The following is a 22,399-nucleotide window of genomic DNA, read 5'->3' as shown; positions in this document are numbered from 1 at the left end:
CGTGTCCCGACGACCGGGCTCCGCTCACCGTGCCCCCACGACCGGGCTCCGCCGACCGTCCCCCCACGACCGGCCTCCGCTGACCGTCCTCACGGCAGTCCCGCGCCGCGGGCTACCGCTCCCGCCCCCGGTGCAGCGTCAGCTCCACCAGCAGGGCCCGGTGGTCGGTGCCGGCCGGGTCCAGGAAGCGGGCCGTGCGGACGGAGAAGTCTCGGGAGACGAGGACGTGGTCGATCTGCGCGCCGAGCGGCGGCGCGGTGCGGGCGGGCCAGGTGGGGGTGCGGTCGGCTCCGGCGAGCCGGGCCGCGTCGGCCATCCCGGCGTCCAGGACGCGGCGGAACGCGGCGTGGTCCTGCGAGGCGTTGAAGTCCCCGGCGAGCACGGCCGGGGCGCCGTCCTGCCGCCGCGCCCACTCCTCCAGCGTCTGCAGCTCCTCGCGCCACACCCCCAGCGCGCCGGGGAGCGGGGGCATCGGATGCGCGAGCTGGAGCCGTACGTCGTGCCCGCCCACCTCGGCGACGGCCGCGGGCATGCCCATGGTCCCGGGCAGCGGCTCGGCGGGCGTCAGCCGCGTCCGGCTGAGGATCACCGACCCGTCCGCGCCCTCGCCCTCGACGGCCGCCCGGTACGGATAGTCGGCGCCCAGCCCGTCACGCAGCCCCGTGCCGCAGTGGTCGGGACACTCCTGTACGAAGACGAGGTCGGGCCGTTCCTCGCGCACGAGGTCGACCAGGGCGGGGGTGCCGCGGCCGTACTCCACGTTGGCGGTCAGTACCCGGAAGGTGGCCAGCGGGGTCCCGTCGGGGGTGGTGACCTTCCCGTACGGCTCGATGAACCAGGCCAGCAGCCCCAGTACGGCCACGCCCCAGACCACCCCGGCCCACCACCGGGCGAGCCCGGCCAGCAGCAGCGCGAGCCCGGTCGGCGCGAGGAGCCACGGCAGGAAGGCGAGCAGTTGCGTCACCGGGGTGATGCCGTCGGTGTCGGCGACCCGGCATCCGACGACCACGCTCACGCCGGCCAGCAGCAGCACGGCGCACCAGATCCGGAACCGCATCCTCCCACCTTCCTCAAGTGCCTCAAGGGCCGCAGGTCCCTCAAGGGCCCCAAGGGCTTCAAAAGCCCTTTCTCAAGGACGGGAGGGCGGGGCGGAAGGTTGCCCCACAACCGCGTACGGCCGCCCAGTGCAGGAGGGCGGCCGTACGGGGTGGGGGGTGGGTCTTGCCGAGGGTGCTCCGTGGGGGGACTGGAGGACTGGGTAGCTGGGGGACTGAGGGGGGAGTGGGGGGGACTGGGGGGAGGTTAGCGGGCGGCCTTCTCCAGGGCCTTGTCCATCGCGGCGTTGAGACCGTTGATCCACAGCCGGTCCACGCGGGCGCGCTCGGCGGCGTTCGGGTTGGGGTTGGTGCAGGACGTGCCGGGGCCGCCGCCGGACATCAGCTCACTGCACGGGCCGCGGTAGTTGTCGGGCAGACCGAGGACATGGCCGGTCTCGTGGGAGGTCACCCGGGTGGAGTTGTAGATCTGGTTCTGCCGGTAGTCGAGGAATATGTAGCCGCGGCCGTGTCCGTCGGTCGAGGCGTAGGAGCCGCGCGGGTCGTTGCCCTCGCGGTAGGTGAAGTCGGCGTTGGAGCCCGCCTGGAGACGGACGTTGGTCACCGAGCTGTTCCAGATCTGGGTGCTGCGGGCTATCTGCGAGGCGAAGCTCGGGGCGCGGGAGGCGTCGTACACGACCGTGACGGCCGCGGCCGACTTCGGGTTCGCGGCGCGCTTCTCGGCGACCGAGTCCAGTACCGCCTCGAAGAACGCCCGGGTGGCCTGGGCCTCCGCGGACTTGCCGGTGTATCCGGCGATGGTGCCCGTGGCCTCGGGGGCGGGGGCGGCGTTCGCGGGGACCGTCATGCCGAGGCCGGCGGTGGCGAGTCCGAGGGTGAGGGACAGCGCCGCGCGGGCGGTCAGGGACATTCTCATCGAAGACTCCTTGGTGGGGGTGAGTCGTTCACGACGAGAGTTTCGGCGCCTGTGTGCCCGCTGTGATGATGGCAACCGGCGATAGCACGGCCCTATCACCGACGAAGTACGGCCGGAAAACCGACGAAGTCCGGACAAAACACAGACCAAGCCAGGACCAAGCCAGGACCAAGCCAGGACCAAGCCAGGACCAAGCCAGGACCAAGCCAGGACCAAGCACGGGCCAAGCACGGACCAGGCACGGACCAGGCACGGGCGGTGCGTGAACAAGACACGTACGGAACCCCGAAGGACCCCGAAGGACCTCGAAGGCACCCCGAAGGACCTCGAAGGACCCCGAAGGCACCCCGACGGACCCCGAAGGAACACGGGCGCAACACGGACGGAACCCCGGCGGAACCCCGACCGCCCCCGCCCCGATCGCCCTTCCGAATCCCACCCCTCCCGGGTCCCAATTGGCGTATGTACCAGGCGGTTTGTGCGTCTGGTGAAACGTTTGATTCCGCTTTACTCTCCACGAGCATGGAGCTAGAGGTGAGACACCTCCGCGCGCTGTGCGCCATAGCCGACTCCGGCAGTCTGCACCGGGCCGCCCGTCAGCTGGGGGTCGCCCAACCGTCGCTCAGCACCCAGTTGCGCCGGATCGAGCAGGCGCTCGGCGGCGCGCTGTTCCTGCGGACCCGCTCCGGCTGCCGCCCCACCCCGCTGGGCCGGCTGGTGCTCAGCCGGGCCCGCCCCCTGCTGGCCGAAATGCGCTCCCTGGTCACGGAGGCCCGGGCCGCCGCGACCGTAGGCCCCCAACTGCGGGTCGGCTCCACGGCGAGCAAGGCCCTGTCGGGCTGGCTGCGCCGGCTGCGCGTCCACGGGCTCGACCCGACCCTCCATATGAACCTCTCCCCGAACGTCCTGCTGCGCATGGTCGCCGAGGGGCAACTCGACGTCGCCTTCGTGCACGAGGTGGAGGGCTGTCCGCTGCGGGTGCCGTCCGAACTCCGGGTCCGGGTGCTGATGGAGCGGGAACCGCAGTTCGTGTCGCTGCCCGCCGACCATCCGGCCGCCGCCGAGACCGAGGTGGACCCGAGTGACCTGGCCGGCGACCGCTGGATGATCGATTCGTCGGTGGACGGCGAGTGGGACGCCGTGCAGCAGATGTTCCGCACGGCCGGTGTCAGCCCCGTCGTCCTGCACGGCGACTACCACACCGCCGGCGCCCTGGTGGCGACCGGCGAGGTGATCACGGTGTGCCAGCCGACCGCCACCGGCCCGGACATGGCCGTACGACGACTGCGCGGCGACCCCATCGGCGTACGGCTGCTGCTCGCGGGCCGTACGGAGACCGACTTGGACGGGGTTTTCCCCGCGCTGGCGGAGGCGTACTGGGAGGCCGCCCGGCAGGCCCCGGCGTACCGGGAATGGCTGGAAGACGACGGTGTGAGGCGACCGCCGGTCCCAGCCCTCCCTTAACGTGCCCGACTCCACGGGACCCCCCGGCGTCAGACGCCGATGTCGTCGCCGTCGGCCCGCCAGACGGCGACGACGGCGGGCCGGTTGATCTTCCCGGGGCCGTCGGGCCAGGCGCTCAGCGGCTGCTCGGCGGAGGCGCCGTCCAGCTCGCCCGGGTGCTGCACGGCGACCAGGACACGACGCTCCTGGATGACCGGGCCGCAGGTCTCGGCGCCCTTGGGCACGGTCAGGAACTGCTTCAGCTCACCGCGCCGGTCGCCGCGGGTCGCGACGCCGAAGAGGCCGTCGTGGGAGCCGAGCTGGTTGCCGTCGGTGGAGATCCAGAGGTTGCCGTGGTCGTCGAAGGCGACGTTGTCCGGGCAGGAGATCGGGCTGACGTCGTCCTTCGGGAACCCGGCGAAGTAGGTCGCCGGGTCGTCGGGGTCACCGGCGACCAGGAACAGCGTCCAGGCGAAGCTGGTGGCGTCGGCCCGGTTCCAGCGCTCGGTCAGCTCCAGGATCTGCCCGTGCTTGTTGGCGTTGCGCGGGTTGGCCTCGTCGGCCTTGGCGTTGGAGCCGACACCGCGGTTGGTGTTGTTGGTGAGGGCGACGTACACCTTGCCGGAGTGCGGGTTGGGCTCGACGTCCTCGGGCCGGTCCATCTTGGTGGCGCCGACCTTGTCACCGGCGAGCCGGGTGAAGACGAAGACCTCGTCGGCGGTCATGCCCTCGACGTGCGAGACGGCGCCCTTGGCGGTGGCGGTGGCGATCGGGATCCAGCGCCCCGAACCGTCGAACTCGCCGTCGCGGGGCAGCTTGCCGCTGCCGTCGATCTCGATGGCGGGGGAGTCGCCGGTGAGCTTGGCGACGTAGAGGGTGCCCTCGTCGAGCAGCGAGAGGTTGTGCGCGCGGGCGGCGCGGGACGAGCCCTTCTTCATCCGCTTGCTGCCGACGAACTTGTAGAAGTAGTCGAACCGCTCGTCGTCACCGGAGTAGACGACCGGGCGGCCGTCGTCGGTGAGCCGGACGGTGGCGCCCTCGTGCTTGAAGCGGCCGAGCGCGGTGTGCTTGCGGGGCGTGGAGGTGGGGTCGCTCGGGTCCAGCTCCACGACATAGCCGAAGCGGTGGGGCTCGTTGGGCTCGCGGGCCACGTCGAAGCGCTGGTCGAACCGCTCCCACTTGCGGTCGGTGGCGCCGCCGCCGAGGCCGTAGCGCTTGTCGGTGGGGCGGGTGGCGTTGGCGAAGTACTGGTTGAAGTTCTCCTCGCCGTGCAGGGTGGTGCCCCACGGGGTGACACCGCCGGCGCAGTTGTTGAGGGTGCCGAGCACCTTGGTGCCGGTCGGGTCGGCGGAGGTCCTCAGCAGCGGCGAGCCGGCGGCCGGGCCGGTGACCTTGAACTCGCTGGTGGCGGTGATCCGGCGGTTGAGCGGATGCCGCGGTACGACGGTCAGCCTGCCGGTCTTCCGGTCGCCCTCGACCACGACGGCGGACAGCCCGTGGGCGGCCCAGCCGATCTCGGCCTGCTCCCGGGTCGGGTTGTCGGAGTCGTAGCCCCGGAACATCAGGACCTCGTCGGTGTACTCGTGGTTGACGACGAGGATCTGCCGGTGGCGCTCGCCCGGCACGGGCAGCAGGGCGAGGAAGTCGTTGTTGTACCCGAACTGCCCGGCCTGCGCCTTGGCGCTCTGCCTGTCCGGGTCGAAGGCCGGGGCGCCCCGCAGGATGGGCTCGCCCCACCGGATCACGATGTTCTGCCGGTAGCCGTCCGGGATCGTGACGGCGTCGGCGGTGTTCGGGGCGACGGGCGTGAACCGCAGTCCGCGGGCGGACCTGTCCCGTCCGTGCCGCTTGGCCGCGGCGGCGGCGCCCGGAGCGGCCTGCGCCTCGGGGGCGGCGCCCACGGAGAGCGCGGACCCGGCCGCGGTGGCGGCGGTCACGACGGCGGCGGCGCGCATCACGGAGCGGCGGCTGAGCGCGCCCGCGATCACGTCACCGACGTACGGGTTGTCCGAGGTGTTGGGCACCTCGTGGAAACAGGCGTCACCGCAGCGGAAGCGGCAGGTGAGCGCGGAACGGGCACCGGTGTGGCCGTCGGACGAGGTTCTGATGATGGGCAACTGCATGCGCACGGTGTGTACTCCCCTAGCTTCCCCTGATATCCAGCGAGACGGACGCTAGGAGCACGTTTGTGCGGGAGCGGAGCCGACGGATGAACGCCGAGTGAACCGAAGGTTTCCATGGGGACTTGACATGGACGGGGGCCCAGTTGTGAACCCTCCCCAAGATCACCCTCCAGGCCCGCTAACCTTACGTGTCCGTCCTGGCCAGGGTTTCACGGGCATCAACTCACGCGAAGGGTTGCGCACATGGGCATTCTCACTCTCCTGCGGAATGCATTCGGTCGCTCACGCAGAGCGAAGTCGGCCGAGGCAGAGGGTGCGGACACGCCTACGGCGGCCGAGCCCACGACGACCGATGCCGAGACGCCGGCGACGGAGTCGGCCGCCGCCGAGACAGCGGCGACCGAGCCCGCCGAGCCCGAGACGGCACCGGCCACGACCACGGCCACGGCCCCGGCGACCGTGCCGGCGTCCGCGACCGGCTCGTCCTCGTCGACGGGGACGGCGACGGCCACGGAGGAACGCCCCCGCCGGGAGCCCCCGGCGTCCGAGCCGAAGCCCGCGACGCCCCCGGCGAAGGCGGCGACCCCGACCATCCCGAACCCGTCCCAGGAACCGACCCCGGTCCACGTCCCCGAACCCCGGGCGTCCTCCCCCGGAGCACACGACCTGGTCTCGGCGGCCTTCGACAACGTGACGGTCCCCCGCCCGACAAGGGGAGAACCGACGGAACCCCCGAAGGCGAACGCGGAGGCCCCGAAGGCCGAGGAGCCCACCACCGAGCCGACTCCGGAGACGCTCACGGAACCGGAAGCGAAAACTGATCCGGAGCCGGAGCCGAAGAAGGCCGAGGCCGTGGCGCCCCCCGCGGACCCGGAAGCCGCCGACGACGACCAGCCCGAACAGGGCCCACCCGCACCCGACGACGAGACCCGCACGGGTGGTGCGGGCGGGAACACCAAGGCCGAAGGCGAAGCCAAGGCCGTGGCACCGACCCCGGACCCGGAAGCCGCCGACGACGACCAGCCCCAGCAGGGCCCACCCGCACCCGACGACGAGACCCGCACGGGTGGTGCGGGTGGGAACACCAAGGCCGAAGGCGAAGCCGAGGCCGAGGCACCGACCCCGGACCCGGAAGCCACCGCCGCCGCCACCGCCACCGCCACCGCCACCGCCACCGCCACCGCCACCGAAGCCGCCGCCACCGCCGACGCCGACGCAACCCCCCAACCCAACCCCCCCATCCCCGCAACCCTCCTCACGGCCTACACCACAGCCGCAGCCACCACCACAGCCACCCTCCCCACCCCCCACCCCCAAGCCAGGATCTACCTCGTCCTGGACCGCTCCGCGTCCATGCGCCCGTACTACAAGGACGGCTCGGCCCAGGCCCTGGCCGACCAGACCCTCGCCCTGGCGGCGCACCTGGACCCGAACGCCCCCGACGCCACCGTCCACGTCACCTTCTTCTCCACGGAGGTGGACGGCACCGCCGACCTCACCCTCGCCGATCACGAGACGAAGATCGACGACACCCACGCCACCCTGGGCCGCATGGGCCGCACCAGCTACCACGCCGCGATCGAGAACGTCGTAGCGCACTACGACAGGACCACCCCGAAGCCCAAGCCCAGGACCACCACCAAAACCAAAACCAAAACCAAAACCACCAACCCCCCCGCCCTGGTCGTCTTCCAGACCGACGGCGCCCCGGACGCGAAAACCCCCGCGAACCAGGCCCTGGCCGCCGCGGCGAAGTCCCACCCCCAGATCCACTTCGCGTTCGTGGCCTTCGGCGACCCGGAGAACAAGGCGTTCGACTATCTCCGAAAGCTGAAGACCCCGAACACGTCGTATTTCCTCGCGGGTGAGACCCCCCGGGAACTGACCGACGCGGAACTCTACGAGGGCATCCTCAAGAACTGGCGACCGTAGCGGGCAGAAGAGAAGCAACGCCCCGGCCGCCCGCCTTCTCACCCCCTAGAACGAGAGGCGGGCGGCCCACCCATGTCGGCTACGATTCGAAGGTTCACGCAGCAACCACCACGGGAGCAGCCGCCATGGCTCGACACCTCATCACCAGCGCCCTTCCCTACATCAACGGGATCAAGCACCTGGGCAACATGGTGGGGTCCATGCTCCCGGCGGACGTCTACGCCCGGTACCTGCGCCAGCGCGGCCACGACGTGCTGTACATCTGCGCGACGGACGAACACGGCACCCCGGCGGAACTCGCGGCCAAGGAGCAGGGCCTCCCGGTGGACGCGTTCTGCGCGCAGGCCCACGACGCCCAGAAGGCGGTCTACGACGGCTTCGGCCTCGCCTTCGACTACTTCGGCCGCAGTTCGAGCCCGCAGAACCGCGAGATCACCCAGCACTTCGCCCGCCGCCTCCACGAGAACGGTTTCATCGAGGAGCGGTCGATCCGCCAGGTGTACTCCCCGGCCGACGGCCGCTTCCTCCCGGACCGCTATGTGGTCGGGACGTGCCCTTACTGCGGCTACGACAAGGCCCGCGGCGACCAGTGCGAGAACTGCACCCGGGTCCTGGACCCGACGGACCTGCTCAACCCCCGCTCGGCGATCTCGGGCAGCACAGACCTGGAGGTCCGGGAGACGAAGCACCTCTTCCTCCTCCAGTCCAAGCTCCAGCGCGAGGTGGAGGAGTGGATCAGCGTCCACGAGGGCGACTGGCCGCAGCTCGCCTCATCCATCGCCCGCAAGTGGCTGAACGAGGGCCTGCACGACCGCGCGATCACCCGTGACCTGGACTGGGGCGTCCCGGTCCCCGCGGACACCTGGCCGGAGCTGGCGGCCGAGGGCAAGGTCTTCTACGTCTGGTTCGACGCCCCGATCGAGTACATCGGCGCGACGAAGGAGTGGTCGGACGCGGCCCCCGAGGGCGAGATCCGGGACTGGAAGTCCTGGTGGTACGAGGCCGACGACACCGTCCGCTACACGGAGTTCATGGCGAAGGACAACGTCCCCTTCCACACGGTGATGTTCCCGGCGACCGAGCTGGGCGTGCGGGAGCCGTGGAAGAAGGTGGACTTCGTCAAGGCGTTCAACTGGCTGACGTACTACGGAGGAAAGTTCTCCACGTCCCAGAAGCGCGGTGTCTTCACGGACCAGGCGCTGGACGTCCTCCCGGCGGACTACTGGCGCTACTTCCTGATCGCCAACGCCCCGGAGTCGGACGACTCGTCCTTCACCTGGGAGCACTTCACGGCGACGGTCAACAAGGACCTGGCCGACACCCTCGGCAACTTCGTCAACCGGGTGCTGTCGTTCTCCAAGAAGCGCTTCGGCGAGGAGGTCCCGGCGGGCGGCGCGCCCGGCGAGGCGGAGACGAGGCTGGGCGAGGAGATCGCGGGTCTGCTGGCGGAGTACGAGACCCAGATGGAGGCCCTCCAGTACCGCAAGGCGGCGGCGGCGCTGCGCGCGCTGTGGTCGGCGGGCAACTCCTATCTGGAGGAGAAGGCCCCCTGGCTGGAGATCAAGAAGGACAAGGACGCGGCGGCGCTGACCCTGCGCACGGCGATGAACCTGATCCATCTGTACGCGGTGGTGTCGGAGCCGATCATCCCGTCGGCGTCGGCCGAGATGCGCGGAGCGTTCGCGCTGGCGGACGACACCGCGACGTGGGTGACGGAGGCCGAGGCGAAGGCCCTGACGACCTTGACGCCCGGCGTCCCCTTCACGGTCCCCCCGGTGCTGTTCGCGAAGCTCACGGACGAGGACCTGGCGACGTACAAGGAGCGCTTCGGCGGCGAGCCCGCCGAGAACGGGCAGTAGCCCCGTCATCCCATGGCCAAACCCCCCACTTACGCGATATACAGTCCGGACGATCATCAAGTGGGGGGATTCACCATGGCACTTTTCGGAAACGCGCACGCGATAGACCCGGCACAGGCGCAGCAGGACTACGCCCGTCTCCTGGGCCAGAACGAGCAGGTGCACGCGGCGTACCAGCTGGTCCGCGACACCATCCTGTTCACCGACCGCCGGCTGATCCTGGTCGACAAGCAGGGCATCACCGGCAAGAAGGTCGAGTACCACTCCATCCCGTACCGCAGCATCACGCACTTCGCGGTGGAGACGGCCGGCACCTTCGACCTCGACGCCGAACTGAAGATCTGGCTCTCCGGCTCGCCGGCCCCGATCCAGAAGACCTTCACCAAGGGCGTCGACATCTACGAGGTCCAGGCCATCCTGACCCAGTTCGTGGCCCGCTGACCCGGGCGCATCTTCACGCGGTTCCACTCCGGGGCTCGGTTCATATCTTGGCGGGAGCTATATATCAACCGAGCTTTTCGTGGGAGTCCACATGTCCAGGACCCTGGTCGACATCGATGACGACATGCTGGCCTTCGCTCAGCAGCAGCTCGGCACCAAGACCAAGCGGGACACCATCAATCGGGCTCTGACGACAGCGGCGGCCATCAGCGCGGACGACAGGGGGCGGGCCCTGCGCCGGCTCCAGGAGAGCGCTGACACGTTCCTCGACTTCGATGTCCTCGAAGACCGGGAGCGCTCCGGGCAATGACCGGCCCGGAAACCGGCCCGAGACCCGGCCCGGAAACCGGTCCGAGAACCGGCGCGGAAACCGGCCCGAGACCCGGCCCGGAAACCGGTCCGAGACCCGGCGCGGAAACCGGTCCGAGGACCGGCCCGAGAACCGGTCCAGGAACCGAAAGGGCCGGAGACCTGGTGATCGGTCTCCGGCCCTTTCCCCGTGCGGGACCTACTTCGGCTGCGGCTTGTGCACCGAGAGGTGCAGTTCCTTCAGGCGGGTCTCGTCCAGTTCCGTCGGGGCGCCCATCAGCAGGTCCTGGGCGTTGCCGTTGAGCGGGAACGAGATGGTCTCGCGGATGTTGGGCTCGTCGGCGAGGAGCATGACGATGCGGTCGACGCCGGGGGCGATGCCGCCGTGCGGCGGGGCGCCGAAGCGGAAGGCGCGGAGCATGCCCGCGAACTTCTCCTCGACGGTGTCCCGGTCGTAGCCGGCGATCTCGAACGCCTTGAGCATGATCTCCGGCTCGTGGTTCCGGATGGCGCCGGAGGACAGCTCGATGCCGTTGCAGACGATGTCGTACTGCCAGCCCAGGATGTCGAGCGGGTCCTGGGTCTCCAGGGCCTCCAGGCCGCCCTGCGGCATCGAGAACGGGTTGTGCGAGAAGTCGATCGCGCCCGTCTCCTCGTCCTTCTCGTACATCGGGAAGTCCACGATCCAGCAGAACCGGAAGACGTTCTCCTCGAAGTGGCCGGCCCGCTTGGCGGCCTCCACCCGTACCGCGCCCATGATCTTGGAGACCTCGTCGAAGTCACCGGCGCCGAAGAAGACGGCGTGCCCGGCGGCGAGGCCGAGGCGCTCGGTGAGGACCTTGACGTTCTCCTCGGTCAGGAACTTGGCGATGGGGCCGGTCAGCGAGCCGTCCTCGGCGACCCGGACCCAGGCCAGGCCCTTGGCGCCCTGGGAGATCGCGTACTCACCCAGCTGGTCGAAGAACTTGCGCGGCTGGTCCTGCACGGCCGGTACCGGCAGCGCCCGCACATGCTTGCCCGCGAACGCCTTGAACTCGGAGCCCTCGAAGACATCGGTGATGTCGACCAGCTCCAGCTGGGCCCGCAGGTCCGGCTTGTCGGAGCCGTACTTCAGCATCGCCTCGCGGAACGGGATGCGCGGGAACGGGGAGGTGACATGACGGCCGCCGCCGAACTCCTCGAAGAGTTCCGTCATGACCTGCTCGATCGGCTGGAAGACATCCTCCTGCTCGACGAACGACATCTCCACGTCGAGCTGGTAGAACTCGCCCGGCGAGCGATCGGCGCGCGCGTCCTCGTCCCGGAAGCAGGGCGCGATCTGGAAGTAGCGGTCGAAGCCCGAGATCATCAGCAGCTGCTTGAACTGCTGCGGGGCCTGCGGCAGCGCGTAGAACTTGCCGGGGTTCAGCCGGGACGGGACGACGAAGTCGCGGGCGCCCTCGGGGGAGGTCGCCGACAGGATCGGGGTCGCCATCTCGTTGAAGCCGAGCGTCGTCATCTTGTGGCGGATCGCCGAGATGACCGCCGAACGCAGCATGATGTTGCGGTGCATCCGCTCGCGCCGCAGGTCGAGGAAGCGGTACTCCAGACGCCGCTCCTCGTTGACCCCGTCCTCGGCGTTGATCGTGAACGGCAGCGGCTGGGCGGCGCCGAGCACCTCGACCTCGCCGACCTCGACCTCGATCTCCCCGGTCGGCAGCTCCGGGTTCACGTTCTCCGTGCCCCGGGAGACGACCTTGCCGTCGATCCGGACCGTCGACTCCTTGGAGACCTTGTCGAGGGCCTCGTAGGCGGGGGTGCCGGGGCGGGCGACGAGCTGCGTGATGCCGTAGTGATCGCGCAGATCGATGAAGAGGATGCCGCCCAGGTCGCGCCGATTGTGCAGCCAGCCACTCAGCCGGACGTCGGTGCCGACGTCAGAGGAGCGGAGCTCGCCGCAGGTGTGGGACCTGTACCGATGCATCGTCGTTCATCCAGCCTTCGCTGATCGGGAGTGGGTCAGAGGTTCGGACATTCAGAGCTTCAGGGACTCGGTGGTTCCAGAGGTTCTGACGCTCGGAAGCCGTGGTGTTTCACGTGAAACGTCGCCCCCAGGGTACCGGCCGACCGGGATCCGCCTCCCCCGCATGACCGGCGCCGGCCCTCCCGTCGATCAACCTCACAAACGGCATCAGTGGCACTGTTCGATCACATCTTCTTACAGTGGGGCAATGCGCACTGGTGAGCCCCTGCCGGCAGTGGGGCAGGTTCTCGCCTCCCTAGCGACCGGACTGTGGCACTGGGATACCTCGATCGGGCAGGTCACGGTGGATGCCGAGGCCGCCCGACTGCTCGGGCTGCCCGCCGAGCCGACCACCCTGACCGAGGCCCAGGTCCGGGCCCGACTGCACCCCGTCGACTGGAACGAGATCACCGGCGTCGTCCAGCTCGCGGTGGCCGAGGCCACCCTCGCCGAGGTACGGATCCGGGTCATGGACGAGCGGGGCCGGATCGTCCGGGTCGTCCGCAGCCGCTCCAAGCCGACCTTCGACCCCGAGAAACGGGCCTACGAGCTGATCGGCACCCTCCAGGAGGTCACCGAGCCCACTCCGGGCACCCCGGCCGGACGCCGGGCCGTCACCGGCGACTGGCGGCGCTCGCGTGAGGCGTTCCTGCTGGACGCGGGGCGGGCGCTGGCCGAGGCCCGGTCCACGGCGGAGGTGCTGCGGGTCGCGGCCGGTCTCTCGATGCCGGGCTTCACCCCGGACGGCCTCGCGGTCTTCGGCGTGGAGGCCGACCGGCTGACGATCATCGGCCACCACGGGCAGCAGCCGGGCGACGAGGACCCCTTCTCCGCGATGTCCCTGGCCACCGACTATCCGGCCGCCGAGGTCTGCCGTACCGGTCGCGCGGTGTATCTCTCCTCGCCGGAGCAGTACAAGTCGCGCTACCCCGTCACCTGGCCGCTCGCCAAGGGCTTCGGCCGCCAGTCCTGGGCCTTCCTGCCGCTGATCGTGGCCGGGCGGACCATGGGCGCCTGGATGGCCGCCTTCGCCTACCCGGTGGCGTTCACCCCGGACGAGCGGTCCGTGCTGACCACGGTGGCCCGGATGCTCGCCCAGGCCCTCACCCGGGCCGTCGCCGCCGAGTCCGAGCGCGAGCTGACCGACGGACTCCAGCGTTCCATGCTGCCCACCCTCGGACCGAAGATCCCCGGCCTGAGCATCGCCGCCCGCTACGTCCCCACCGGCGGCGGCCTCCAGATCGGCGGCGACTGGTACGACATGATCCCGCTGCCCGGTGAGGGCGGCCGGTTCGCCCTGGTCATCGGGGACGTCCAGGGCCACGATGTCCGCGCGGCCGGCCTCATGGGCCAGCTCCGCACCGCCCTGCGCGCCTACGCCTCCGAGGGCCACCGCCCCGACGCGGTGCTCTCGCGGGCCTCCCGGTTTCTCAACGGCATCGGCCACCACCACGACGACAGGGGCGACCCGCGCTTCGCGACCTGCCTCTACGTCGAGGTCGACCCGGCGACCGGTGTGCTCGACATCGCCCGCGCGGGCCACCCCGACCCGGCGATCCGGATGGCCGACGGGACCGTACTGCGACGGGCCACCTCCGGTGGGCTGCCGCTCGGTATCGATCCGGACGCCGACTACCCCACCACCACCTTCGCGCTCCAGCCCGGCGAGACGCTGATGCTGTGCACGGACGGTCTGATCGAGACCGGCGGCCACGATCTGGACACCGGCTGGCAGCGGATCCGGACCACCCTGGAGGAGCACCGGGGCGATCTGGAGGGGCTCGCCGACGCCTTGGTGCAGGCCGTGCACGGGCCGTCCTCGCACCACACCACCGGCCCGCTCGCCGACCGCCGCGAGGACGACATCGCCGTCCTGCTGCTCTGCCGGCAGGGGGACGGCTGCGGCTCCGTCGAGACCGTCCCCGCACGGCGCCCGCCGACCCGGCGCACCCTGCTGACGGTCGCACAGGCCGAGCCCGAGCGGATCGCCGTGGCCCGGCAGCAGTTGCGCGAACTGCTGCACGACTGGTCCTCCGCCGACCAGACGGACTCGGCCGTGCTCCTCGTCTCCGAGATGCTGACCAACGTGCTGGTCCACACCGACACGGACGCGCTGCTCGTCGCCGAGATCAGCGGGGAGCCGGGGGAGCGCCGGCTGAGGGTGGAGGTCAACGACGCGGGCGAAGACCTTCCCCACATGCGCCGCCCGGGCGAACTGGCCTCCTCCGGCCGCGGTCTGATCCTCATCGAGCTGCTGGCCCACGCCTGGGGCGTCGACCCGCGCGGCGACAGCAAGAGCATCTGGTTCGAACTCCACGAGGGGCGCGGCGGGACCACGGGGGACACCGGCGCCCTGGAGCTGGCGGTGGCCGACTTCGACGTGGAAGGGCTGGACGAGGAGAACACCGTAGAGCCTGAGGAGCCGGCAGAGGCCGTAGAGCCCGTGGAGGCCGCTGTGAAGGGTGCGGAGGCCATCGAGCCCATCGAGCCCGTGGAGCCCGTGGAGCCCGTGGAGCCCGTGGAGCCTGCGGAGGCCGTAGCCGCCGTAGAGCCTGTTGAGGCCGTGGAGGCTGTGGACGGGGGCGGGGAGCAGGGGGTTTGAGGAGGAGACCCGGAGGGCGCGGCGTACGCGGGGGAGACTGGTCGGGCGTCGTGCCCCCGCTTCGTCCGTTCCGGGCGTTTGACCGGTCGCGGACACCACGGACGACCTCACCCTCCGTATCCTCTTATCACTGTCCGTGAGGGTTTGCAGCCCTCCCGCGTGCCCCACGGGCAGCCCGCCCCGGCCCAGGTCCCTGCCCTCCTGGACCGGGGCGTCCAGGTGTCGGCCCGGGGTCAGTCCGGTACGTCCGCCGCCCGCGGCGGGGGCGCGTAGTGGTCGCGGAGTTCGCTGATGACCCCGAAGGCGGCGGCGGTGAGCGGTACGGCGAGGAGCATGCCCAGGATCCCCGCCACCGAGGCACCGGCGGTGATGGCGAGCATGACGACCGCCGGGTGCATCTGCACGGTCCTGCTCTGGATCATCGGCTGGAGCACATGCCCTTCGAGGACCTGTACGGCGAGTACGACGCCCAGCGCCCACAGCGCGATCACAAACCCTCGGTCGGCGAGTGCCACCAGCACCGCGACCGCGCCGGAGAGGAAGGCGCCGAGGTAGGGGATGTACGCGCCCACGAAGACCAGCGCGCCGAGCCCCACGGCGCCGGGCACCTTGAGGATCAGCAGGCCGACGGTGATGCACACGGCGTCGATGAAGGCGATGAGGGTGGTGCCCCGCATGAAGCCCTCGACGGCCTGGAAGGCGCGGCGGGCCATCGCCTCGATGGTGTCGGCGGTGCCGCGCGGCGACAGGCTGCGCAGGGTCGTGGCGGCCCGGTCGGAGTCGCGGAGGAAGAAGAAGACGAGCAGCAACGCGAGGACGGCCAGGGCGATGGTCTCGCCGACGACGCTGACCCCGCTGATCACCCCGGAGGCGGCGGTGCCGCCGAATTTGCTCAGCAGATCGCGGGAGTTGGAGGCGAGGTCGTCGAGCGAGGTGCCGGCCGCCCCGAAGTGCTGGGCGAGCGAGGTGGCGGCCTCCTTGAGCGAGGCCACGATCTGGTCGCCGGTGTCGATGAGCGCGGCGACGACGATGTAGACGGCGCCGCCCACGACGGCCACCACGGCGACGCAGGTCAGCGCGGCGGACAGCGAGCGATGCATCCCGGCGCCCACCATCCGCCGGTGGAACGGCCCGAGCAGCGCGGTGCCGAGCAGCGCGAGCAGCACGGGCACGACGGCCGTACGCAGTTCCACGATCAGCTGGATCCCGACCCACCCCACGCCCGCCGCCAGCAGGATGACGGCGCACCAGGCGGCCAGACGTCGTACGGGCTCGGGCAGTGGCAGGCGCACCCCTCCAGCCGATCACGCGCCGCCCGGGCTGTCCTGTCCTGACGGCCCGGGCGGGTGACGGCGTGTCAAGTGTGCGCCCGCGCGGCGGGGCGGGGTCAGTTCTGCGGGCCCTTCTCGGTCATGCCGTGGACCGCCGGGATCGTGCCGAGGCGGCCCTTCTGGAAGTCGTCGAACGCCTGCTGCAGCTCTTCGCGGGTGTTCATGACGAAGGGGCCGTAGTGGGCCATGGGTTCACGGATCGGCCGGCCGCCGAGGACGACGACCTCCAGGTCCGGCGTGTGGGCGTCCTGCTTCTCGTCCGCGCGGACGGTCAGCGACGAGCCCTCGCCGAAGACCGCGGTCTGACCGAGGTGGACGGGCCGCCGCTCGGCGCCGACGGAGCCGCGCCCGGCGAGCACGTACGCGAGGCCGTTGAAGTCCTCCCGCCACGGCAGGGTGACCTCCGCGCCCGGCGCCAGCGTCGCGTGGACCATCGTGATCGGCGTGTGGGTGATACCGGGACCGGCGTGTCCGTCCAGCTCACCGGCGATCACCCGGAGCAGCGCGCCGCCGTCCGGGGAGGTCAGCAACTGGACGCTGCCGGCCCGGATGTCCTGGTAGCGGGGGGCCATCATCTTGTCCTGGGCGGGGAGGTTGACCCAGAGCTGAAGGCCGTGGAAGACACCGCCGGAGACGACGAGATGCTCCGGCGGGGCCTCGATGTGCAGCAGTCCGGCACCGGCCGTCATCCACTGGGTGTCGCCGTCGGTGATGGTGCCGCCGCCACCGTTGGAGTCCTGGTGGTCGAAGATCCCGTCGATGATGTAGGTGACGGTCTCGAAGCCGCGGTGCGGATGCCAGGGCGTGCCCTTGGGCTCGCCCGGCGCGTACTCCACCTCGCCCATCTGGTCCATCATGATGAACGGGTCGAGGTGGCGGTAGTTGATCCCGGCGAACGCGCGGCGCACCGGGAAGCCCTCGCCCTCGAAGCCGCTCGGTGCGGTCGTGACGGCCAGCACGGGCCGGGCCACGGCGTCGGCGGAAGCGGTCACCCGGGGCAGCGTCAACGGGTTCTCGACGGTCACTGCAGGCATGTCGGTACCTCCTTGGGTACACCCACATTAGTTGACTGTTGAACTTTCTGCCACCCGTAACGGCAAGAGCCCGGAGGGCATTCCCTCCGGGCTCGACCCGTTGCGGACAGATGGACCCGCCCTGGCGGACCCTGACGGGCCCTGATGGACCCTGGCGAACCTTGACGGACCCAGGCGGGACGCAGGCGGGACCTCGATGGACCCAGGCGGACCCAGGCGGACCCAGGCGGACCCCGACGGACCCTGACAGGCCCCTGCTCGGACCGGGCGGGGGGGCGTGGGGTCAGCCGTACATCCTGCGCATCGCGAAGTCGACCATCTGTTCGACCGCCTTGGCGTCGAAGACCATCCGGTGCTCGCCCTCCATGTCCAGGACGAAGCCGTAGCCGGTGGGCAGCAGGTCGATCACCTCGGCGCCGGTGATCACGAAGTACTTGGACTCCTTGCCCGCGTAGCGCCGTAGCTCCTTGAGCGAGGTGAACATCGGGATGACCGGCTGCTGGGTGTTGTGCAGGGCGAGGAAACCGGGGTTGTCGCCGCGCGGGCAGTACACCTTCGAGGTGGCGAAGACCTGCTGGAAGTCCTCGGCCGGCATCTGCCCGGTGGTGAACGCCCGTACCGCGTCGGCGAGCGAGGGCGGGGACGGCTCCGGGTACAGCGGCTGCTGCTGCCCGTACCCCCCGACACCGCCGGGCATCTGCTGCGGCTGCGCGTACTGCTGCGCGCCACCGTTGTCCATCGGCTGCCCGTATCCGTACATGCGCGCAAGCGTACCGAGGGGGAGGGGGCCGGTGGCGTCCTCAAAATTTATGTAGCGGTCGATAGATAATGATGCTACGGTTTTCTTATCGAGCGCTACAGAAATCGCGGCCGGTCGGCCGCGCCTCCCGGGAGCCCGGAGACGCCCATGCCCGCACTGCTTGACCCCGCCGACGACCTCTCCCCCCGTCCCGCCGCCCCTCGACGCGTACGGCCTTACGCCCGCACCGTGCGCGGCACCGGTCCCGCCGGGCTGCTGCTCGCCCACGGGGCCGCCGGGTCCGTGGAGGAGAACTACGGCCCGCTGATGGCGGCCCTGACGGCCGGGCACAGAGTCGTCGGCGTGGACTACCCCGGCACGGGCGGCACCCCGCGCGCGGACGGCCCGCTCGAACTGGACGAGCTGGCCGGGGAATTGCTGGCGGCGGCCGACGCGGAGGGGCTGGAGCGGTTCGCGCTCTGCGGGTTCTCGCTGGGCGGGGCCGTGGCGATACGGATCGCCGCCCGGCATCCCGAGCGGGTCACGGCACTGGTGCTGACCGCGCCCTTCCCGTACGCGGACACGGAACTGCGGCTGGCCTCGCGGGTCTGGCTGGCGCTGGGCCGCGGCGGCGACCCGGACACCCTGGGACGGTTCGCGCTGTCGCGGGCCCTCGGCTCCGACGCGCTGGCGGCGCTGGACCCGCGGACCGCCGACGACCTGGCGCGGCGGACGGGGGCGACCTCACCCGCGGGCATGCCCGAGCAGGTGGACCTGGCCCTGCGGGTGGACGTGCGCGAGGACCTGGCCGCGATCGGGGCGCCGACGCTGGTCATCTCCCCCACGGGCGATCTGCTGGTCCCGCCCCGGCTGCACCGCGCCACGGCGGCCGGCATCCCCGGCGCCCGGCTGCTGGAGATACCCGGCGGCCATGTGCCGTTCGCGGACGATCCGGCCAGGTGGGGCGGGGTGATCGTGCCGTTCCTCACCGAGGTGGCGGGGGCCGCGGGCGGGCGTCCGGAGGCCGGCGGATAGACCCTTCTCACACTTGGCCGGGGAGGGGTTGCTTCTTATTACCGACGGGTAGCATCATCGTAGCTACTAATTGGTACGTGAACTGAGCGCGAGGAGTCAGTGCCTCGCCGATCTCTCTACGGAGCCATCGCCATGGGGCACTACAAGTCGAATCTCCGCGACATCGAGTTCAACCTCTTCGAAGTACTGGGGCGCGACAAGCTGTACGGCACCGGCCCGTTCGAGGAGATGGACACCGACACCGCCAGGAGCGTCCTGGAGGAGCTGACCCGGCTCGCGGAGAACGAGCTGGCCGAGTCCTTCGCCGACGCCGACCGCAACCCGCCGGTCTTCGACCCGGTGACCAGCACCGCCCCGGTCCCGGAGTCCTTCAAGAAGAGCTACCGCGCCTTCATGGACTCGGAGTACTGGCGCCTCGGCCTGCCCGAGGAGATCGGCGGCACCACCGCCCCGCCGTCCCTGATCTGGGCCTACGCGGAGCTGGTCCTCGGCGCCAACCCGGCCGTCTGGATGTACTCCTCCGGTCCGGCGTTCGCCCGGATCCTCTTCGAGGAGGGCACTGAGGAGCAGCGCAAGCTCGCGGCGATCGCGGTCGAGAAGACCTGGGGCTCCACGATGGTGCTCACCGAGCCGGACGCCGGTTCGGACGTCGGCGCCGGCCGCTCCAAGGCGATCCAGCAGGAGGACGGCTCCTGGCACATCGAGGGCGTGAAGCGCTTCATCACCTCCGGTGAGCACGACATGGAGGAGAACATCCTCCACTACGTCCTCGCCCGTCCGGAGGGCGCCGGTCCCGGCACCAAGGGGCTCTCCCTCTTCCTCGTCCCCAAGTACCTCTTCGACTTCGAGACCGGTGAGCTGGGCGAACGCAACGGTGTCTACGCCACCAATGTCGAGCACAAGATGGGCCTCAAGGCGTCCAACACCTGCGAGCTGACCTTCGGCGACCGGCACCCCGCCAAGGGCTGGCTGATCGGCGACAAGCACGACGGCATCCGGCAGATGTTCCGGATCATCGAGTTCGCCCGGATGATGGTCGGCACGAAGGCGATCTCCACCCTCTCCACGGGTTACCTCAACGCCCTGGAGTACGCCAAGGAGCGCGTCCAGGGCCCCGACCTGGCGAACTTCATGGACAAGTCCGCCCCCAAGGTCACCGTCACCCACCACCCCGACGTCCGCCGCTCGCTGATGACGCAGAAGGCGTACGCGGAGGGCATGCGGGCGCTGGTGCTGCACACGGCGGCCGTGCAGGACACCATCCAGGCCAAGGAGACGGCCGGGGAGGACGCCTCCGCCGAGCACGCGCTCAACGACCTGCTCCTGCCCATCGTCAAGGGCTACGGCTCCGAGAAGGGCTACGAGCAGCTCGCCCAGTCCCTCCAGACCCTCGGCGGCTCCGGCTTCCTCCAGGAATACCCGATCGAGCAGTACATCCGGGACGCCAAGATCGACACCCTCTACGAGGGCACCACCGCCATCCAGGGCCAGGACTTCTTCTTCCGGAAGATCGTCCGCAACCAGGGCGCCGCGCTGAACTCCCTCGCCGAGGACGTCAAGACGTTCCTGGCGCTGGGCACCGGCGGCGAGGAGCTGGCCGGGGCGCGCGAGCACCTCGCCAAGGCGGCCGTGGAGCTGGAGGCCGTCGTCGGTCTGATGCTGACCGACCTCGCGGCCACCGAGCAGGACGTCAAGAACATCTACAAGGTCGGTCTCAACACCACCCGGCTGCTGCTGGCCGCCGGTGATGTGATCGTGGGCCATCTGCTGCTGCGCGGCGCGGCGGTCGCCCTTGAGAAGCTGCCGACCGCGTCCTCCAAGGACAAGGCGTTCTACACCGGCAAGATCGCGGCGGCGAAGTTCTTCGCCGCCAACGTCCTGCCCGGGGTGACCCTGGCCCGCAAGATCGCCGAGAACGTGGACCTGGACCTGATGGACCTGGACGAGGCCGCTTTCTAGGGTCTGTCGCTTGGATCAGCCCGGCTGTAGGAAGCGGTGCTGTTCGGTCGGGCCGAGCGGGGTCTGGTGCGTGGAGCTGCACGGCGGAGGAGGGCGGCGACGCGGAGCGTCGGCAACCGACGACAACGCCGCAGATCCGTGGGCCAGACCCCGCGACGCCGGAATGATCCGAACGACAGGCCCTAGCCGCCCCGCTCCTCCCCCGGACGGCCCGGTACGGCGGCCCCGCAGGCCCCCCGCCTCCCCGTACCGTCGGTACGAGGGTCCGCTCCCGGCACCGGGGGCGGACGCTCGTACGTCGTTAAGGTGAACACCATGAGCGAACCCGCCCGCCTCGATCGCGGCCACACCGATGACCTGATGTCCTTCCTGGCGGCCGGGCCGTCGCCGTACCACGCGGTGGCCACCGTCGCCGAGCGGCTGGAGAAGGCCGGGTTCCGGCAGGTCTCGGAGACGGATGCGTGGAGCGGGAGCAGCGGCGGCCAGTATGTGCTGCGCGGCGGGGCGATCGTGGCGTGGTTCGTCCCGGAGGGCGCGGTGCCGCACACCCCCTTCCGGATCATCGGCGCGCACACCGACTCCCCCAATCTGCGGGTCAAGCCGCTGCCCGACGCCGGGGCGCACGGCTGGCGGCAGGTGGCCGTGGAGATCTACGGCGGCCCGCTGCTGAACTCCTGGCTCGACCGCGACCTGGGGATCGCGGGGCGGCTGTCGCTGCGGGACGGTTCGACACGGCTGGTCGATGTCGACCGCCCGCTGCTGCGGGTGCCTCAGCTCGCGATCCATCTGGACCGCTCGGTCTCCTCCGAGGGGCTCAAGCTGGACAAACAGCGGCATCTCCAGCCGGTGTGGGGGCTCGGCGGCGATGTGCGCGACGGGGATCTGATCGCGTTCCTGGAGGAGGAGTCCGGGCTGCCGGCCGGTTCGGTCGCGGGCTGGGACCTGATGCTGCACTCCGTGGAGCCGCCGGCGTATCTGGGCCGGGACCGTGAGCTGCTGGCGGGCCCGCGCATGGACAATCTGCTCTCCGTGCACGCCGGTGCGGCGGCGCTGACGGGGGTCGCGGCCGGTGGCGGCGGGCTGCCGTACATCCCGGTCCTGGCGGCGTTCGACCACGAGGAGAACGGTTCGCAGTCCGACACCGGCGCGGACGGGCCGCTGCTCGGCAGTGTGCTGGAGCGGTCGGTGCTCGCGCGCGGGGGCTCGCTGGAGGACCGGGCCCGCGCCCTCGCCGGTACGGTCTGTCTCTCCTCCGACACCGGGCACGCCGTGCACCCCAACTACGCCGAGCGCCACGACCCGACGCACCACCCGAGGATCAACGGCGGCCCCATCCTGAAAGTCAACGTCAACAACCGCTACGCGACCGACGGTTCCGGGCGGGCGATCTTCGCCGCCGCCTGCGAGAAGGCGGAGGTCCCCTTCCAGACCTTCGTCTCCCACAACTCCATGCCCTGCGGCACCACCATCGGCCCCATCACCGCCGCCCGGCACGGCATCCGCACGGTCGACATCGGGGTGGCGATCCTGTCGATGCACAGCGCGAGAGAGCTGTGCGGGGTGGACGACCCGCACATGCTGGGCAACGCGCTGATCGCGTTCCTGGAGGGCTGAGCACG

Annotated in this window: 16 protein-coding genes; 9 read left to right on the top strand and 7 right to left on the bottom strand. The window is 70.6% G+C overall.

Annotation, left to right across the window (positions count from 1 at the left end):
• Positions 1–112 precede the first annotated feature (112 nt).
• Both ACIQNG_RS20660 and snpA read right to left on the bottom strand, forming a co-directional pair.
• Positions 113–1,057 (bottom strand): endonuclease/exonuclease/phosphatase family protein, encoded by a 945-nt coding sequence (locus ACIQNG_RS20660; protein WP_401486686.1) that lies wholly within the window; start codon positions 1,055–1,057, stop codon positions 113–115.
• Positions 1,058–1,302: 245 nt separating this feature from the next.
• Positions 1,303–1,971, bottom strand: coding sequence for a snapalysin (snpA, locus tag ACIQNG_RS20655; protein WP_401486684.1), 669 nt, complete (start codon positions 1,969–1,971; stop codon positions 1,303–1,305).
• Positions 1,972–2,493: 522 nt separating this feature from the next.
• On the opposite strand from snpA, the gene ACIQNG_RS20650 reads away from it, so the two are divergent.
• Positions 2,494–3,435, top strand: a complete 942-nt coding sequence (locus ACIQNG_RS20650; RefSeq protein WP_401440777.1) for a LysR substrate-binding domain-containing protein — start codon at positions 2,494–2,496, stop codon at positions 3,433–3,435.
• A 29-nt stretch (positions 3,436–3,464) separates the two neighbouring features.
• On the opposite strand, the gene ACIQNG_RS20645 is transcribed toward ACIQNG_RS20650, so the two are convergent.
• Positions 3,465–5,543, bottom strand: a complete 2,079-nt coding sequence (locus tag ACIQNG_RS20645; protein WP_401486682.1) for a PhoX family protein — start codon at positions 5,541–5,543, stop codon at positions 3,465–3,467.
• A gap of 237 nt (positions 5,544–5,780) precedes the next feature.
• Here ACIQNG_RS20645 and ACIQNG_RS20640 point away from each other — a divergent pair, with 237 nt between their 5' ends.
• From ACIQNG_RS20640 to ACIQNG_RS20625, 4 genes are all read left to right on the top strand, one after another.
• Positions 5,781–7,469 (top strand): VWA domain-containing protein, encoded by a 1,689-nt coding sequence (locus ACIQNG_RS20640; RefSeq protein WP_401486681.1) that lies wholly within the window; start codon positions 5,781–5,783, stop codon positions 7,467–7,469.
• A gap of 125 nt (positions 7,470–7,594) precedes the next feature.
• Positions 7,595–9,328 (top strand): methionine--tRNA ligase, encoded by a 1,734-nt coding sequence (metG, locus tag ACIQNG_RS20635; RefSeq protein WP_401486679.1) that lies wholly within the window; start codon positions 7,595–7,597, stop codon positions 9,326–9,328.
• 75 nt (positions 9,329–9,403) lie between these two features.
• On the top strand, positions 9,404–9,769 hold the full coding sequence (locus ACIQNG_RS20630; RefSeq protein ID WP_401440785.1) for a PH domain-containing protein: 366 nt from the start codon (positions 9,404–9,406) through the stop codon (positions 9,767–9,769).
• A 91-nt stretch (positions 9,770–9,860) separates the two neighbouring features.
• Positions 9,861–10,079: a type II toxin-antitoxin system VapB family antitoxin gene (locus tag ACIQNG_RS20625; protein ID WP_401486677.1), complete on the top strand. Its 219-nt coding sequence runs from the start codon at positions 9,861–9,863 to the stop codon at positions 10,077–10,079.
• Positions 10,080–10,277: 198 nt separating this feature from the next.
• On the opposite strand, the gene aspS is transcribed toward ACIQNG_RS20625, so the two are convergent.
• Positions 10,278–12,041, bottom strand: a complete 1,764-nt coding sequence (gene aspS, locus ACIQNG_RS20620; RefSeq protein ID WP_401440791.1) for an aspartate--tRNA ligase — start codon at positions 12,039–12,041, stop codon at positions 10,278–10,280.
• Between the two features lie 247 nt (positions 12,042–12,288).
• On the opposite strand from aspS, the gene ACIQNG_RS20615 reads away from it, so the two are divergent.
• Positions 12,289–14,682 carry a SpoIIE family protein phosphatase gene (locus ACIQNG_RS20615; RefSeq protein ID WP_401486675.1) on the top strand — a complete coding sequence of 798 codons (2,394 nt, stop codon included), beginning with the start codon at positions 12,289–12,291 and terminating at the stop codon, positions 14,680–14,682.
• A gap of 233 nt (positions 14,683–14,915) precedes the next feature.
• On the opposite strand, the gene ACIQNG_RS20610 is transcribed toward ACIQNG_RS20615, so the two are convergent.
• The 3 genes from ACIQNG_RS20610 to ACIQNG_RS20600 all read right to left on the bottom strand — a co-directional run bounded on the left by ACIQNG_RS20610 (position 14,916) and on the right by ACIQNG_RS20600 (position 17,807).
• Positions 14,916–15,968 carry an AI-2E family transporter gene (locus tag ACIQNG_RS20610; RefSeq protein ID WP_401440805.1) on the bottom strand — a complete coding sequence of 351 codons (1,053 nt, stop codon included), beginning with the start codon at positions 15,966–15,968 and terminating at the stop codon, positions 14,916–14,918.
• A 101-nt stretch (positions 15,969–16,069) separates the two neighbouring features.
• A complete protein-coding gene (locus ACIQNG_RS20605) occupies positions 16,070–17,047 on the bottom strand; it encodes a pirin family protein (RefSeq protein WP_401440795.1) in 978 nt (325 codons plus the stop codon).
• A 283-nt stretch (positions 17,048–17,330) separates the two neighbouring features.
• Complete coding sequence (locus tag ACIQNG_RS20600; RefSeq protein WP_401440796.1) at positions 17,331–17,807, bottom strand: SseB family protein; 477 nt, start codon at positions 17,805–17,807, stop codon at positions 17,331–17,333.
• Between the two features lie 147 nt (positions 17,808–17,954).
• Between ACIQNG_RS20600 and ACIQNG_RS20595 the strand changes: the two genes are divergently transcribed.
• The 3 genes from ACIQNG_RS20595 to ACIQNG_RS20585 all read left to right on the top strand — a co-directional run bounded on the left by ACIQNG_RS20595 (position 17,955) and on the right by ACIQNG_RS20585 (position 22,394).
• Positions 17,955–18,821: an alpha/beta fold hydrolase gene (locus ACIQNG_RS20595; RefSeq protein WP_401440798.1), complete on the top strand. Its 867-nt coding sequence runs from the start codon at positions 17,955–17,957 to the stop codon at positions 18,819–18,821.
• Between the two features lie 132 nt (positions 18,822–18,953).
• A complete protein-coding gene (locus ACIQNG_RS20590; RefSeq protein WP_401440807.1) occupies positions 18,954–20,780 on the top strand; it encodes an acyl-CoA dehydrogenase in 1,827 nt (608 codons plus the stop codon).
• A 315-nt stretch (positions 20,781–21,095) separates the two neighbouring features.
• Entirely contained in the window at positions 21,096–22,394 is a 1,299-nt protein-coding gene (locus ACIQNG_RS20585; RefSeq protein WP_401440800.1) for a M18 family aminopeptidase, read from the top strand.
• The last annotated feature ends 5 nt before the right edge of the window (positions 22,395–22,399 follow it).

The organism is Streptomyces sp. NPDC091377, assembly GCF_044757045.1.
In the GTDB taxonomy this organism is placed as follows: Bacteria; Actinomycetota; Actinomycetes; order Streptomycetales; family Streptomycetaceae; genus Streptomyces.
This window is presented reverse-complemented; position numbering and strand designations above follow the sequence as displayed.

Excerpts from the sequence above, each read along its gene's own strand:
- metG (WP_401486679.1), top strand. The coding sequence starts at position 7,595 with ATGGCTCGACACCTCATCACCAGCGCCCTTCCCTACATCAACGGGATC.
- ACIQNG_RS20630 (WP_401440785.1), top strand. The coding sequence starts at position 9,404 with ATGGCACTTTTCGGAAACGCGCACGCGATAGACCCGGCACAGGCGCAG.
- ACIQNG_RS20625 (WP_401486677.1), top strand. The coding sequence starts at position 9,861 with ATGTCCAGGACCCTGGTCGACATCGATGACGACATGCTGGCCTTCGCT.
- ACIQNG_RS20605 (WP_401440795.1), bottom strand. The coding sequence starts at position 17,047 with ATGCCTGCAGTGACCGTCGAGAACCCGTTGACGCTGCCCCGGGTGACC.
- ACIQNG_RS20590 (WP_401440807.1), top strand. The coding sequence starts at position 18,954 with ATGGGGCACTACAAGTCGAATCTCCGCGACATCGAGTTCAACCTCTTC.
- snpA (WP_401486684.1), bottom strand. The coding sequence starts at position 1,971 with ATGAGAATGTCCCTGACCGCCCGCGCGGCGCTGTCCCTCACCCTCGGA.
- ACIQNG_RS20640 (WP_401486681.1), top strand. The coding sequence starts at position 5,781 with ATGGGCATTCTCACTCTCCTGCGGAATGCATTCGGTCGCTCACGCAGA.
- aspS (WP_401440791.1), bottom strand. The coding sequence starts at position 12,041 with ATGCATCGGTACAGGTCCCACACCTGCGGCGAGCTCCGCTCCTCTGAC.
- ACIQNG_RS20660 (WP_401486686.1), bottom strand. The coding sequence starts at position 1,057 with ATGCGGTTCCGGATCTGGTGCGCCGTGCTGCTGCTGGCCGGCGTGAGC.
- ACIQNG_RS20595 (WP_401440798.1), top strand. The coding sequence starts at position 17,955 with ATGCCCGCACTGCTTGACCCCGCCGACGACCTCTCCCCCCGTCCCGCC.
- ACIQNG_RS20650 (WP_401440777.1), top strand. The coding sequence starts at position 2,494 with ATGGAGCTAGAGGTGAGACACCTCCGCGCGCTGTGCGCCATAGCCGAC.
- ACIQNG_RS20600 (WP_401440796.1), bottom strand. The coding sequence starts at position 17,807 with ATGTACGGATACGGGCAGCCGATGGACAACGGTGGCGCGCAGCAGTAC.
- ACIQNG_RS20615 (WP_401486675.1), top strand. The coding sequence starts at position 12,289 with ATGCGCACTGGTGAGCCCCTGCCGGCAGTGGGGCAGGTTCTCGCCTCC.
- ACIQNG_RS20585 (WP_401440800.1), top strand. The coding sequence starts at position 21,096 with ATGAGCGAACCCGCCCGCCTCGATCGCGGCCACACCGATGACCTGATG.